Consider the following 13,459-nt stretch of genomic DNA (forward strand, 5'->3'; position numbering starts at 1 on the left):
CTACACTGCGGCATGACCCGACAGCAAGAAGAAGCGTGGGCACAGGCCGCCGCCGGGCTGCGCCGCCTGGGCACGACGGGGGACGAGGTGGCGGCCCGGCTCACCCGCGAGCTGGACGCCTTCGAAGCCGTTGTTGCGCGGTCACAGGACCGCTGGCACCAGCCGCTCTCCGGCCGCGAGTGGACCGCCGCGCAGGAAGCCGAGCACGTCATCCTCGTCAACGAGAGCAGTGCCCGGATCGCCGCGCTGCTGGCCTCCGACCGGCCGCTGCGGCCCACGCCGCGCGTTCCCGGTGAGGAGGTGGGGGGTAAACGGCAGGCGCCAGAAGGCACCCGCCCCGGCCCGGATCAGTCCTGGGAGGCCCTGGCGGGGCGGCACGCGGCGGTACGGGCGCAACTGCTGATGCTGGTGGAGCATGCCGGGGACGACCCGGAGCGGACCTTTTTTCACCCCTTCATGGGCGACCTGACCGCGCTGGACTGGCTGCGGATGGCGGCCTATCACGTCGGCCACCATCGGCGGCAACTGGAAGGAGCCGGATAAGACCTGGCCTCAGAACCACGCCTCCTGCATCTCCAGCGTCGTGGGGTCCGCGCTTACCAGCAGGTCGGCGTGGGCCTTGACCTTGGGCAGCTCGTGCACGGCGAAGAAGCGGGCGGCGTGGAGCTTGCCCTGGTAGAAGTCGGCACCCTCGCCCCGCGCCTGCGGCAGCCTGCGGGCCGCGACCGCCGCCTGCCGCAGCCACATCCAGCCCACGACCGTGTGCCCCAGCATCTCCAGGGCACTGTGGGCATTGGCGAGAAAACGGTCGGGGCCGAGGGTCGGGGCCTGGGCCAGCAGGCCGCGCAGGGCCGCCGTGCTCTGGGCGACGGCGGTGGCGAGCGCGGTACGAATCTCGGCCACCCCCTCCAGCTCCTCGGAGGCTGTCAGGTCCGCCGACATCCGTTCCAGCAGCACGGCCAGGCCGCGCCCACCCGCCTGGGTGACCTTGCGCCCCAGCAGGTCGAGGGCCTGAATCCCTTCTGTCCCCTCGTGGATGGGGTTGAGGCGGTTGTCGCGGTAGTACAGCTCGACCGGGGAGTCGCGGGTGTAGCCCGCCCCGCCCATGACCTGAATCGCGTCACTCAGCGCCTCCTGGCTGTACTTGCTGGGCCACGATTTGACGATGGGGGTCAGCAGGTCGAGGAGCAGCCCGGTGTCCTTCCGCCCTTCCTCCGGCCCGGTGTGCAGGTCGTCCACCAGCGAGGAGGCGTAGAGCCCCAGCGCGAGGCCCCCCTCCACGAAGCTTTTTTGCCGCAGCAGCATCCGGCGCACGTCGGGGTGCTGGATGATGGGCACCGGCTCGGCGTGGGGGTCCTTGTTGCCGGGGGAGCGCCCCTGCCGCCGCTCGCGGGCGTATTCCAGGCTGGCGAGGTAGCCCGCGTACCCCAGCATCACCGCGCCCATCCCGACGCCGATGCGGGCCTCGTTCATCATGTGGAACATCTGCGCCAGCCCCTGCCCTGGCTCGCCCACGAGTTCGCCCACCGTCTCGCCGCCCTCCCCGAAATTGAGCAGCGTGTTCGTGGTGCCCCGGTAGCCCATCTTGTGGTTCAGTCCCGCCAGGACGACGTGGTTGGACTCGCCGGGCTTTCCGTCTTCCCCCACCCGGTAGCGCGGCACGATGAAGAGCGAGATGCCCTTCACGCCCGCCGGAGCGCCCTTGATGCGAGCAAGGACGAGATGGACGATGTTCTCGGACAGTTCGTGCTCGCCGCCCGAAATCCACATCTTGGTCCCGGTGAGGCTGTAGGTGCCGTCCCCACGCGGCGTGGCCGTCGTCGTGATGTCGGCCAGGCCGGACCCGGCGTGCGGCTCGGAGAGGGCCATCGTGCCGAACCAGCGGCCTTCCAGCAGTGGGGTGAGGTACTTCGCCTGCTGTTCCTCGGACGCGAACTCACGCAGCAGGTTGGCGTTGCCGATGGTCAGGAAGGGATAGCCGCTCGTGGAAATGTTGGCCGCCTGAAAGTGCGCCTGCACCGCTTGCATGACCACCCAGGGCAGTTGCAGCCCGCCCAGCTCCTCGTCGTGATGGGCGCTGAAGAAGCCCGCGTCCCGGAAGGCCCGCATCGCGTCGGCCATCTGCGGGGGCAGCTTGACCTTGCCGTCCACGACGTGCGGCTCGTGGACATCCGCCTCGCGCAGGTGGTTGGCGAAGTAGCGCTCGGCCACGCTGTAGGCGAGGTTCAGCACGTCGTCGTAGACCTCGCGCGAGTGTTCGGCAAAGCGGGGGCGGGAGGGCAGCGCGGCGGTGTCGAGCACCTCGTAAAGCTGGAACTGGAGGTCGCGGCGGGACAGGAAGGGGGCCATCGGGGGTGCTCCTTTCAAGGCGGAATGTCCGTGAACGTCAACTGTGAACGCTGGCGTTTACTATAGGGCACGTTCAGACCCTCATTCGCCGTCCTACCGGAGGTTTTCCATGCGTGCCGTGACCTGCACCGCTTTCGCCGAACCCGAAGCCCTCAGCGTTCAGACCGTTCCCGACCCTGCCCCCGGCCCCGGCGAGGTGGTCTTGCGGGTGGAGGCAGCGGGCGTGAACTACCCCGACGCCCTGATGGTGATGGGGCAGTATCAGGTCAAACCTCCCCTGCCCTTCACGCCGGGGGCGGAAGCCGCTGGGACGGTCGCAGCCCTGGGCGAGGGGGTGACGCATCTGCGGCCAGGGCAACGGGTCGCGGCCTTCACCGGCACCGGGGCTTTTGCAGAACACCTCCTCGCCCCGGCGAACGCGGTCATGCCGCTGCCCGATGGAGTCAGCACCGAAGTCGCCGCCGGGCTGCCGCTCGCCTTCGGGACCACCATGCACGCGCTGGTCGACCGGGCGAACCTCCGGGAAGGCGAGACGCTGCTGGTGCTGGGGGCGGCGGGGGGCGTGGGGCTGGCCGCCGTCATGATCGGCAAGGCGCTGGGCGCTCGGGTGATCGCGGCGGCGAGCAGCGAGGAGAAGCTGGCCCTCTGCCGCGAGCATGGAGCGGATGAGACGCTGAACTACAGCTCGGAGGATCTGCGCGAGCGGATCAAGACGCTGACGGGGGGCCGGGGGCCGGACGTGATCTTTGACCCGGTGGGCGGCAACTTTGCGGAAGCGGCCTTCCGGTCCATCGGCTGGGGCGGGCGTTACCTCGTGGTGGGGTTTGCGGGGGGCGGGATTCCGAAGCTGCCGCTGAATCTGCCGCTGCTCAAGGGCGCGTCGCTGGTGGGCGTGTTCTGGGGCGAGTTCGCCCGGCGCGACCCCCGCGCCAATGCCCGCAACCTCGCCCGGCTGCTGGGGTGGGTGGCGGACGGCACGGTGCGGCCCCTGGTGAGTGGGCGCTACCCGCTGGAGCGCACCCCGGAGGCGCTGCGGGCGCTGCTGGAACGGCGAGTCACCGGGAAGGTGGTCGTCACCCCTTGACCCCGCTGACCTTCTACACGACCGCCGAACTCGCGCGGGAGGCGGGCGTGACCCGGCGCACGGTGATGCACTACGCCGACCTCGGGCTGCTGACGCCCGACCAGGTCACGGCGTCCGGGCGGGCACTGTACGGTCCCTACGCCCTGCGGCTACTCCGCGACGTGCTGGACCTGCGGGCGCTGGGGGTGCCGCTCGACGAGGCCCGCGACATGGTGACCCTGCGCCGGGCGACCCACACCCTCGACGGCACCTACCGCCGCGACTGGACCCGTGCCGATATCCCGCTCTCCGACGAGCGGTTGCGGGTGATTCACGCCCGGCTGCGGCTGTTGCAGGAGGCCTATGCCCGGCAGGCCGAGGGGCTGGCCCGCTTCGACCGCTGGCTCACCAAGCGCTTTACCGGGGGCGAGGTGGAACCGCTGGACCCCGAGGCGCTGGAGGGGGAAAGGGCGGGCTAGACCCAACCAGTTGGCCTACACTCTCCCGGTGACGTCCGGCCCGGCCTCTCCTCCCACCCCCCGCACAAGCGAACTCGGCCCCCTCGTGCGGCTGGCGGGGCCGGTGATCGTGTCGCAGTTCGCGGCCAACGCGCTGACGCTGATCTCCACGGCGGTGATCGGACGGCTGGGCACCCCGGAACTCGCGGCGGCGGCCTACGCGAACGCGACCTACTACCTGCTGTTCCTGATCCTGAGCGGGATCATGCTGGCGGTGGGGCCAAGGGCGGCGCAGGCGCACGGCCGGGGCGACCCGGCGGGGGTGGCCCTCGCCCTGCGCGGGGGCTTGCGGCTGGCCCTGGGCCTGACGGCGGTGGCCCTGCCACTGATGTGGGGCGTCGCGGCGCTCCTTCCCGGCCTCGCCCCGGAAGGGGTGCGCGGCGACCTCGCGGCGAGCTACCTGCGGCTCTACGCGCTGGGGATGCTCCCGGTGCTCGCCTTCGTGGCCCTGCGGGGGGCGCTGGAGGGGACCGGGCAGCCCCGTCTGGTCACGGTGACGGCGCTGGGCGGGGTGGCGGTGGTTGCCTTCCTGAGTCCCGCGCTCGCCTTCGGGTGGGGGCCGCTGCCCGCGCTGGGGCTGCCGGGAGCCGCCGCCGCGAGTGCCGTGACCGCCTGGGCGATGGCGCTGACGCTGTTGCCGGTGGCGCTGCGCCGCTTTCCCGCCGTGCCGGGAGGCCGGGTGGGGCCGGAGGTGGGGGCGCTGCTGCGCCTGGGCTGGCCCATCGGCCTGACCCTGGGGGCCGAGGGCGGGATGTTCAGCGTGACCTCGCTGCTGATGGCCCGCTTCGGGGCCGAGGCTCTCGCGGCGCATAACGTGGCGTTGCAGGTCATCACAGCGGTCTTCATGGTGCCGCTGGGGCTGTCCACCGCCACCGGCATTCGGGTGGCGCAGACGGCGGGCGGCGGGAACCTTGCTGCGGTTCGCCGCGCCGGGCTGACCGGCATTGGGCTGGCGGGGGGCGTGATGCTGGCCTTCGCCGCGCTGGAACTGCTGGCGCCCCGGCTGGTGCTGGGCGTGTTCGTGGACGCGGGAGACCCCGCAAACGTGGCCTTGCTGGCGACCGGCGCGGGCCTGCTCGCCATCGCCGCCCTGTTCCAGACGGTGGATGGGGTGCAGGTCACCGCGAACGCAGCGCTGCGCGGGCTGCAGGACACCCGCGTGCCGCTCTTGATCTCGCTCGCGTCCTACTGGGGGGTGGGGTTGGGGGTCGGTTCGCTGCTCGCCTTCGGGCTGGGGCTGGGGCCGCGTGGGCTGTGGTTCGGTCTGACGGCGGGGCTGTTCACGGCGGCGGCGGCGCTGCTGTGGCGCTTCCTGCGGCGCAGCGGCGGGACCGCCCGGCAAGTGTGAAGGAGAAGGGGGCGGCGGGCAGCGGGGCGTCAAGAACTCCGTCAGGTTCACGCGGGTATGCTGCCCCCCATGAAAGTTCTGGTGACCGGCGGCGCCGGGTATATCGGCAGCACGGTCTGTTCGGCTCTGGAGGACGCGGGGCACACCCCGGTGGTGCTGGACTCGCTGGTGACGGGGCCGGAAGCCTTCACGCGGGACCGCATCTTCTACCGGGGGGACGTGGCGGACTCGGCCCTGGTGCGCCGCATCTTCGCCGAGCACCCGGAGATCGCCGCCACCCTGCATTTCGCGGCGCTGATCGTGGTGCCCGAGTCGGTGGCGCACCCGGGGCGCTACTACCGCGAGAACGTGGTCGCCAGCCTGACCCTCTTCGAGACGCTTCAGGCCCTGGGGCAGACGCGGGTGGTCTTCAGCTCCAGCGCGAGCATCTACGACTCGCCCACCGACTTCCGGGTCACCGAGAGCAGCCCCCTGCGGCCCCTGAGTCCCTACGCCCGCTCCAAGCGGATGACCGAGGAGATGCTCGAAGACCTCTGCGCGGCGCCCGGCAGCGGGCTGCGCGCCGTCGCGCTGCGGTACTTCAATCCGCTGGGGGCCGATCCGCGACTCCGCACCGGGCCATACCTCGCCGAGCCGTCGCACATCCTGGGGCGGCTGGTGGCGGCCTCGCAGGGGCGGCAGGCGGCCTTCGAGATCACCGGAACCGACTATGCGACCCGCGACGGCACCGGCCTGCGTGACTATGTTCATGTCTGGGACCTCGCGCTGGCCCACGTGGCGGCGCTGGAGAGCTTTGACACGGCCTTTGAGCGGGCTGCCGGACAGGGGACAGACCCACGCGGCTTCCTGACGATCAATGTCGGCACCGGGCAGGGCGTGACCGTGCGCGAGCTGGTGACGGCCTTTTCGGAGGTGTCGCCCACGCCGCTCACCGTGCGCGAGGGACCGCGCCGCCCGGGCGACAGCGCCGGGGCCTATGCCGATATCACCCGCGCCCGCGAGCTGCTGAATTGGACACCCCGGCACACCACCGCCGAGGCGCTCGCCTCCGCCCTGGCCTGGGAGGCCGTGCGGCCGGAGCGGCTGGGTTAGGCGGCTCTGCCCGCGGAGCGCTGAGCACGGTGCCGAGCCGACCGACCCCAGCAGGACACCCCCGGCCAGACAGGTGGCGGGGCGTCCGGACTTCTCTCGGATAGCTTGGCGTGGCTGCTAAGCAAAACGTCCGCTCGGTCTCTGCCCAGTCGCCTGCCAGCCTGCCGTCCCGGACGTGGCTGCGGCTGCTGCGCTACGCCGCGCCCGTGGCGGCGGGTGTGCTGCTGTGGTATACGCTGAACACGCAGCCGGTCTCCCGTGAGGAACTGCGCAGCGCCCTGTGGCTGTGGGCGATCGCCGCGGTCCTTGCCCTGCGGCTGGGGCGGGCGCCGGGGGGACAGCGCTCACCGTTGCCGCCGCGCTGGCCGGTGGTGGCTCCACCGCTGTGGGGGGCGAGTATCGCCGGGGCACTCGCGCTGGCGCTGGGCTGGACCCACCAGCTGGAAGCCCTGGGGCTGGCCGCGGCCCTGTGGCTCGCGCTGTCAGGGCTGGAGCTGATCTGGCGGGAGCGCCTGCCCCCGCTGCGGCTGGGACTCCTCAGCGCCCCGGACACTCCGCCCCCGCCCCCGCACCCCCGCCTGACCTACCTGCCGGTCGCTCCGCACGAGCCTGACGTGCTGCGCGGCCTGAACGGGCTGGTCGTGGGGCACCGTCAGCAGGTCCCGGCCGAACACGCCCGGCTGCTGGAACACGCCCGCGTGACCGGAGTGCCGCTGTACTCGCGCGAACTGCTCGCGGAGGTGCTCACCGGGCGGGTGTCCCTCGACCTCGTGGAGCGCGACTGGCTGGACGCCGAGCGCTTTCAATCGGGCTATATGCCGGTCAAGCGGGCACTGGACGTGGCGCTGACCCTGCTGCTGCTGCCCGCGTTGCTGCCGCTGATGGGGGCGGTGGCGCTGGTCGTGCTGGCGAGTGGCGGGCGACCGGTGCTGTTCTGGCAGGAGCGCATCGGGCTGGGGGGGCGGCCCTTCCGGCTGGTCAAGTTCCGCACCAGGACCCGCGACTCCGAACGGGGGGGCGCGGCCTTCGCGCGGCAGGGAGACGCCCGCATCATTCGGGGCGGGGCCTTCCTGCGCAAGTTCCGGCTGGACGAACTGCCGCAGTTTTACAACGTGCTGCGCGGCGAGATGAGCATCATCGGCCCCCGGCCCGAGCAGTTCGCCTTCGCCGCCGACCTCGAGGAAAGTATCCCGCTGTACGCCACCCGGCACTGGGTGCGCCCCGGCATCACGGGTTGGGCACAGGTCACCCAGGGCTACACCGACAGCGTGGACCAGTTGCACGAGAAGCTGCAGTACGACTTCTACTACGTCAAGCACCTCTCGGCGCCGCTGGACCTCCTGATCGTCTGGAGGACCATCCTGACCATCCTGACCGGCTTCGGCGCCCGCTGATACGGTTCTCCTCCAGTCCGCTCGGTTAGGATAGTCCCTCCAACTGTCCCACCCGAATCTGCACGGGCCATCAGGCGCCCGAGTCCGTTGTGAAGTTCTACGCAGCGCTGGCGGCGCATTGTGCCGATTTTGTCAGAGGCAGGTCTTAACCTGTTCTTGAGCTGAAGGCCCCGGAGACCTCCCCGGAGCGCCGCAGTCTCCCACCCCTTACCCCCACGTCTTCTCGACAAAGGCAAACCCTCCGTGAGGAGGGGACGCAAAGCCACGGGACTTTGACCGAAGTCAGCCGGGCCACCGAAGGAAGAACCATGCAGAAATTTGCTCCCCTGGCCTGTGCCCTGACCCTGTTCCTCGCGGCCTGCTCGGCCCCCCAGCCCACCAGCCCTGCCCTCCCGGCCCCGCAGGACACCCCGGCCCCTCAGACCGACGTGGCCGCCGAGGGGGTCGCCACCGAGCAGGAAACCGCCGCCGCCACCGCCGCCCTTGAAGCGCTCAGCCTGAACCCGGCTCCCGTCGGCGCGGCGAGCGTGCGTCCCGACGGCACACTTCTCGTCGGTGAAGCACCGATGTTCCCGATGGGCTTTTACCACGTGTCGTGGGCCGCCGAGAGAAGCGTGCAGGTGCAAAAGCGGCTGCGCGACATGCACGCCGTGGCCGACCTGGGCTTCAACACCATGAACGTGACGATGTTCGACCCCGAAGCCGACCTCCAGCAGTTCGGGCAGCTGCTCGACGCAGCGCACGGGCGGGGCATGAAGCTGTTCGTGGAAGATTTCGGGGACGTCTCGATCAACACCTTCAAGACCCACCCCGCCACCCTGGGCTGGATGATCGCCGACGACTGCAACGCCCGCATTACCCCCGAGGAACTGGAGCGGCGGCACCTGGCGACCAAAGCGCTTGACCCCCACCACCTCACCTACACCAGCATGGCGATCTCCTACTCCAACAGCCACCCCGAGTTCTTCGGGCGGGCCGACGCGGTGGGCAACCAGTCCTACCCGGTGGGGCCTGCGGGGTACGGCGACTCACTGACCGTGGTGTACCCGGTGATGCAGCGCCTGGTGGCCGAATCGGCCCGCACCGGCACCCTGCCCATCGCCAACCTCCAGAGCTTCCGCTGGCCGGGCGGGCGTTACCCCACCGCCACCGAGCTGAACTCGATGACCAACCAGGCGCTCGGCGCGGGCGTCAAGGGCATCCTGTACTACACCTACCTCGACAACGCCAACGATCTGGCGACCTACACGGGGCTGCGCACCGAGCTGAAGAAACTGGCCGCCGAGATCAAGCTGCTCGCACCCGTGCTCCTGAACGGCCAGCGGCAGACGCTCGCCCTGACCGGCAACCTCGGGGAAGCCCGCGCCACCCTGTGGACCCACGGAGGCCGCCGCTACCTGCAAGTGCTGAGCCTGAACGAAACCCAGCGCCAGAGTGTCAAGGTCACGGTGCCCGGCGGGGCCACCACCCTGACCCCCCTCTTCGCGGGCCGGGCCAAGAGCCTGACCCTCAAGGCCGGAGCGGTCACCGGCAGCCTGACGCCCCTCACGGCCCAGTGGTACGAGGTGCGCTGACCCCAGCGGCGCAAGTGCGAGGCCCCTCCACCACTGGGAGGGGCCTTTTGCGTTGGACTCCGGTTTACATCTCCCCGCGCAGGTCCGTCACCCGCCGCAACTTGCCCCCCTCGCTGCGGGGCAGGGAGCCGGGCACGCACAGCTCGCAGCGCACGGTCACGCCCACCTGAACCTTGACCAGCCGCTCGATCTCGCCCCGCAGGGCGGCGGTCTCCTCGCCCGCCTCCACGCGCAGCAACAGGTCGTCGCGGGTGCCCGTGCGGGTCAGGACCACGTGGTAGTGCGGGCTGACCTGCCCCATGCCGACCAGCACGGCCTCCAGCTGGGTGGGGTACACGTTGACCCCGCGCAGGATGATCAGGTCGTCGGCGCGGCCCCGGATGCCGTCCATGCGGCGCATCGTGCGCCCGGTGGCGTTGGGTTCGGTGGCCTCCGGCAGCAGGCGGGTGATATCGCCCGTCCAGTAGCGCAGCATGGGCAGGGCGGTGCGGCTGATGGAGGACAGCACCAGCACGCCCCACTCACCGTCGGGCAGCACCTCCCCCGTCTCGGGGTCGACGATCTCGGGGTAGAAGTGGTCCTCCCAGAGGTAGCTGCCGTGCTGCTCGGTCGCGTCCTCGTTGGAGACGCCGGGGCCGATGATCTCCGAGAGGCCGTAGATGTTCGTCGCCGTGACGCCCAGCCGGGCCTCGACCTCGCGGCGCGTCTTCTCGGTCCAGGGTTCGGCGCCCAGCACGGCGTAGCGCAGCGAGGTGTCCTCTGGCCGCACGCCCCGGCGGGTGAACTCGTCCGCGAGGACCAGGGCGTAGCTCGGCGTGCAGGCGATCACCTCGGGTTCGAGGTCGAGGATCAGGCTGACCTGCCGCTCGGTGCCGCCGCCTGAGACGGGCACGGTGCACAGGCCCAGGCGCTCGGCCCCGCCGTGCAGGCCCAGGCCCCCGGTGAACAGGCCGTAGCCGTAGGCATTGTGAAAGGTCATGCCCGGCCGTGCCCCCGCCGCGTACAGCGAGCGGGCGACGACCTCTGCAAAGACGGCGAGGTCGTTCTCATCGTAGGCGACCACGGTGGGCTTGCCGGTCGTGCCGCTGCTGGCGTGCAGGCGGTGCAGCTCGTGCCGGGGCACGGCGCTGAGGCCCAGGGGGTAGTGGTCGCGCAGGTCGCTCTTGCGGGTCAGCGGAAAACGGGCGAGGTCCTCCAGGGTCCGCAGGTCGTTCGGGGTGACCCCCGCCGCCCCGAAGCGGGCGCGGTGGGCGGGCACCCGCTCATCCATGCGGGCGGCGGTGGCCTGAAGGCGGGCAAGTTGCAGGGCGCGGAGGTCGGGGAGGGGCATGCCCTCACGGTCGGGCTGGAACATCGGGCCTCCAGTCGGCAGCGGTGCCGTCGGCCGCGCCGTGATCGGAAACGGGAAAGGCGGGGAGGAGGGCCGGGTCGCCCACCACCTTGCCGGGATTCAGCAGGTTCAGCGGGTCCAGCATAGCCTTCACCTCCCGCATCACGTCCAGCGCGTCCCCGTGTTCCGAACGCAGGTACGCCCGTTTGCGCAGCCCCACCCCATGCTCGCCCGTGCAGGTGCCGCCCACCGCGACGGCGTGCGCGGCGAGGGCATGCAGGACTTGGTCGATCCGGGTCCAGGCGTCCGCGTCGTCGGGAGGGGCGTGCATCAGGAGGTGCAGGTTGCCGTCCCCGACGTGACCCACGAGGGGCGCGGTCAGGCCGTACTGCTCTAAAAGTTCCTGAGCCAGCGCCACCGTTCCTGCCAGCGCCGAGAGGGGCACGCACACGTCCCCAATCCGGGTCGCGTGACCGGGCCAGGCCGCTCGCAGCGCGTCGTACACGCCGTGGCGGGCCGCCCACAGCTCGGTCTGCGCCTCGGGCGTGCGGGCCGCGCCGACGAGGGCGCCGCCATGCAGGGAGGCCGCCTCCCGCAGCAGGGCGAGCTGCGCGTCCAGATCGGCCCGGTCCCGGCCTGCAACCTCCACCCAGAGGGTCGGGGCCTCCGGGTCGCGGCGGGCACGGTGGCGGTTCACGGCGGCCACGGTCGCGGCATCCACGAACTCCAGCCGCTCCGGGGTCAGACCCAGGCCGCGCAGGGTCACGCTGGCGGCGACGGCCCCCTCCACGTCCCTGAAGGCGAGCTGCACGCTGGCCGTCGCGGGTGGCAGGGGATGCAGCCGCAGCGTGAGGGCGGTGATCACGCCCAGCGTCCCCTCCGAGCCCAAGAAAAGCTGCTTCAGCGCGTAGCCGCTGCTGCTCTTGCGGGCCGCATTGCCCAGCGTGAGTACCCGGCCATCCGCCAGCGCCACCCGCAGGGCGGCCACGTTCTCGCGCATCCCTCCGTAGCGCACGGTGGTTGTGCCGCTCGCGTTGGTGGCCGCCATCCCACCCAGTGAGGCGTCCGCTCCGGGGTCCACCGGGAAGAAGAGGCCGTGCGGACGCAGGCGGCGGTTCAGGGCCACGCGCCGCACCCCCGGCCCCACGGTGACGGTGAAGCCCAGGAGGTCCGGTTCGCCGACCCCGTCCATTCCGCCCAGGTCCAGCGAAATGGCGCCCGGCACGGGCAGGGCCGCTCCCTCCAGGCTGGTGCCCGCACCCCAGGGAGTGACGGGAACGCGCCAGTCGCGGGCCACCGCCAGCGTCTCCAGCACGTCCCCTTCCGAGCGGGCGTAGACCACCGCGCCGGGCACCCAGGTCAGCGGAGTGCCCTCGTCGCGGGCGTGGGCGCTCCGGTCACCGGGGGCGAGGCTGACGCACTCGCCCAAGCGGGACCGTAACGCCTCCCGCCAGCCTGTTCTACGGTTTCCGTCCAATCCGTTCTCCCCTCAGGAGAGCGCCGAGGGAAGAACTCCTTTCCCGGCAACCGTTTCGTTCCTTCTCGCTTCGCTCGGGTTGAACAGTGACAAAAACTGTTCAACCGGAATCTGCATTACTTGATCATCTTCCACGTGCCGTTCACGACCTGCACCATCACCCGGCTGCGGGCGTCGAGGCCGAGGTGATCGGTCGCGCTCATGTTGAAGATGCCGTGCGCCCCGATCACGTTGCGGGTGCCCTCAATGGCGTCGCGCAGCGCCGAACGGAACTGCGGGGTGCCGGGCTTGGCCTTTTTCAGCGCGGCCGGAATCGCCTTTTGCAGGATCAGCCCCGCGTCCCACATGTGCGCCCCGAAGGTGCTCACCGAGTTCTGGCCGAAACGCCGCTCGTAGGCCTGGGTGTAGGCGAGGCCCACGCGCTGGGTGGGGTTGGTGCTCGGCAGCTGATCGGCCACCAGCACGGGTCCGGCGGGTAGAATCGCGCCCTCCACGTCCTTGCCGCCCACCCGCAGGAAGTCGGCGTTGGCGACCCCGTGGGTCTGGTAGATCTTGCCCGCGTAGCCCCGGTCGTTCAGGGTCTTTTGCGGCAGCACGGCGGGCACGCCGGAGGCCCCGACGAGCACGGCGTCGGGTCGCGCAGCCACGATCTTGAGAATCTGGCCGGTAACGCTGGTATCGGCGCGGTTGTACTTCTCGACCGCGACCACCCGGATATTCCGGGCCGCTGCCGCCCGCTGCAGCTCGGACAGCCAGCCCTCGCCGTAGGCGTCGTTGAAGCCGATGTAGCCCACCGTCTTGACCCGGTTCTGCGCCATGTGGGCCACGATCGCGTTCGCCATGATCGCGTCGGTCTGCGGGGTCTTGAACACCCAGCGCCGCCGCGCGTCCACCGGCTTGATGATCGTCTCGGACGCGGCGAGGCTGATCATGGGCACCTTCGCCTCGGCCACCACGTCGATCATGGCGAGGCTGGCGGGCGTGGTCGTCGTGCCGATAATCACGTCCACCTTGTTGTCCTGAATCAGCTTGCGGGTGGCGGTCACGGCAGCGGTCGTGTCGGACGCGTCGTCGAGGACCGTGTAGGTCACCTTCTGCCCGCCGATGGTCTGGGGAAGCAGGGCGACCGTGTTCTTCTCCGGAATGCCCAGGCTGGCCGCTGGTCCGGTCGAGGACACGACCACACCCACCCGAATCTGGGCAGCGGCAAGGGACGACGAAGCGAGCAAGGCGGCGGTCACGAGCAGACGGGTGGTGCGGCGCGGGTGCTTCATGGGTAAACCTCCACGGCGAGGGGGCAGCCCGGCGGAACCG

The 13,459-nt window shown here is 70.9% G+C and carries 11 protein-coding genes and 1 riboswitch; of the genes, 7 read left to right on the forward strand and 4 right to left on the reverse strand.

The window, feature by feature from the left end:
* Window positions 1–12: 12 nt before the first annotated feature.
* Complete coding sequence (locus C3K08_RS16535; protein WP_104992541.1) at window positions 13–543, forward strand: DinB family protein; 531 nt, start codon at window positions 13–15, stop codon at window positions 541–543.
* A 9-nt stretch (window positions 544–552) separates the two neighbouring features.
* On the opposite strand, the gene C3K08_RS16540 is transcribed toward C3K08_RS16535, so the two are convergent.
* Window positions 553–2,349, reverse strand: coding sequence for an acyl-CoA dehydrogenase (locus C3K08_RS16540; RefSeq protein ID WP_104992542.1), 1,797 nt, complete (start codon window positions 2,347–2,349; stop codon window positions 553–555).
* Window positions 2,350–2,458: 109 nt separating this feature from the next.
* Between C3K08_RS16540 and C3K08_RS16545 the strand changes: the two genes are divergently transcribed.
* The 6 genes from C3K08_RS16545 to C3K08_RS16570 all read left to right on the forward strand — a co-directional run bounded on the left by C3K08_RS16545 (window position 2,459) and on the right by C3K08_RS16570 (window position 9,338).
* Window positions 2,459–3,433, forward strand: a complete 975-nt coding sequence (locus tag C3K08_RS16545) for an NADPH:quinone oxidoreductase family protein (RefSeq protein ID WP_104992543.1) — start codon at window positions 2,459–2,461, stop codon at window positions 3,431–3,433.
* Window positions 3,434–3,438: 5 nt separating this feature from the next.
* Window positions 3,439–3,891 (forward strand): MerR family transcriptional regulator, encoded by a 453-nt coding sequence (locus C3K08_RS16550; protein ID WP_369848651.1) that lies wholly within the window; start codon window positions 3,439–3,441, stop codon window positions 3,889–3,891.
* 28 nt (window positions 3,892–3,919) lie between these two features.
* Window positions 3,920–5,278, forward strand: coding sequence for an MATE family efflux transporter (locus C3K08_RS16555; protein ID WP_234009267.1), 1,359 nt, complete (start codon window positions 3,920–3,922; stop codon window positions 5,276–5,278).
* Window positions 5,279–5,347: 69 nt separating this feature from the next.
* Window positions 5,348–6,370: a UDP-glucose 4-epimerase GalE gene (gene galE / locus C3K08_RS16560; RefSeq protein ID WP_104992546.1), complete on the forward strand. Its 1,023-nt coding sequence runs from the start codon at window positions 5,348–5,350 to the stop codon at window positions 6,368–6,370.
* A 110-nt stretch (window positions 6,371–6,480) separates the two neighbouring features.
* Entirely contained in the window at window positions 6,481–7,764 is a 1,284-nt protein-coding gene (locus C3K08_RS18675; protein ID WP_234009268.1) for a sugar transferase, read from the forward strand.
* 221 nt (window positions 7,765–7,985) lie between these two features.
* Window positions 7,986–8,063: riboswitch (cyclic di-GMP riboswitch) on the forward strand.
* A gap of 9 nt (window positions 8,064–8,072) precedes the next feature.
* Window positions 8,073–9,338, forward strand: coding sequence for a hypothetical protein (locus C3K08_RS16570; protein WP_104992547.1), 1,266 nt, complete (start codon window positions 8,073–8,075; stop codon window positions 9,336–9,338).
* Between the two features lie 64 nt (window positions 9,339–9,402).
* Here C3K08_RS16570 and C3K08_RS16575 read toward each other — a convergent pair whose 3' ends face one another.
* The 3 genes from C3K08_RS16575 to C3K08_RS16585 all read right to left on the reverse strand — a co-directional run bounded on the left by C3K08_RS16575 (window position 9,403) and on the right by C3K08_RS16585 (window position 13,419).
* Window positions 9,403–10,692, reverse strand: coding sequence for an AMP-binding protein (locus C3K08_RS16575; RefSeq protein WP_104992548.1), 1,290 nt, complete (start codon window positions 10,690–10,692; stop codon window positions 9,403–9,405).
* Window positions 10,673–12,097 (reverse strand): FAD-binding oxidoreductase, encoded by a 1,425-nt coding sequence (locus C3K08_RS16580; RefSeq protein WP_234009269.1) that lies wholly within the window; start codon window positions 12,095–12,097, stop codon window positions 10,673–10,675. Before C3K08_RS16580 ends, C3K08_RS16575 begins: the two co-directional genes overlap by 20 nt.
* Window positions 12,098–12,261: 164 nt before the next feature.
* Window positions 12,262–13,419, reverse strand: coding sequence for an ABC transporter substrate-binding protein (locus C3K08_RS16585; RefSeq protein ID WP_199777065.1), 1,158 nt, complete (start codon window positions 13,417–13,419; stop codon window positions 12,262–12,264).
* Between the last annotated feature and the right edge of the window lie 40 nt (window positions 13,420–13,459).

It is taken from the genome of Deinococcus sp. NW-56, assembly GCF_002953415.1.
Lineage (GTDB): Bacteria > Deinococcota > Deinococci > Deinococcales > Deinococcaceae > Deinococcus.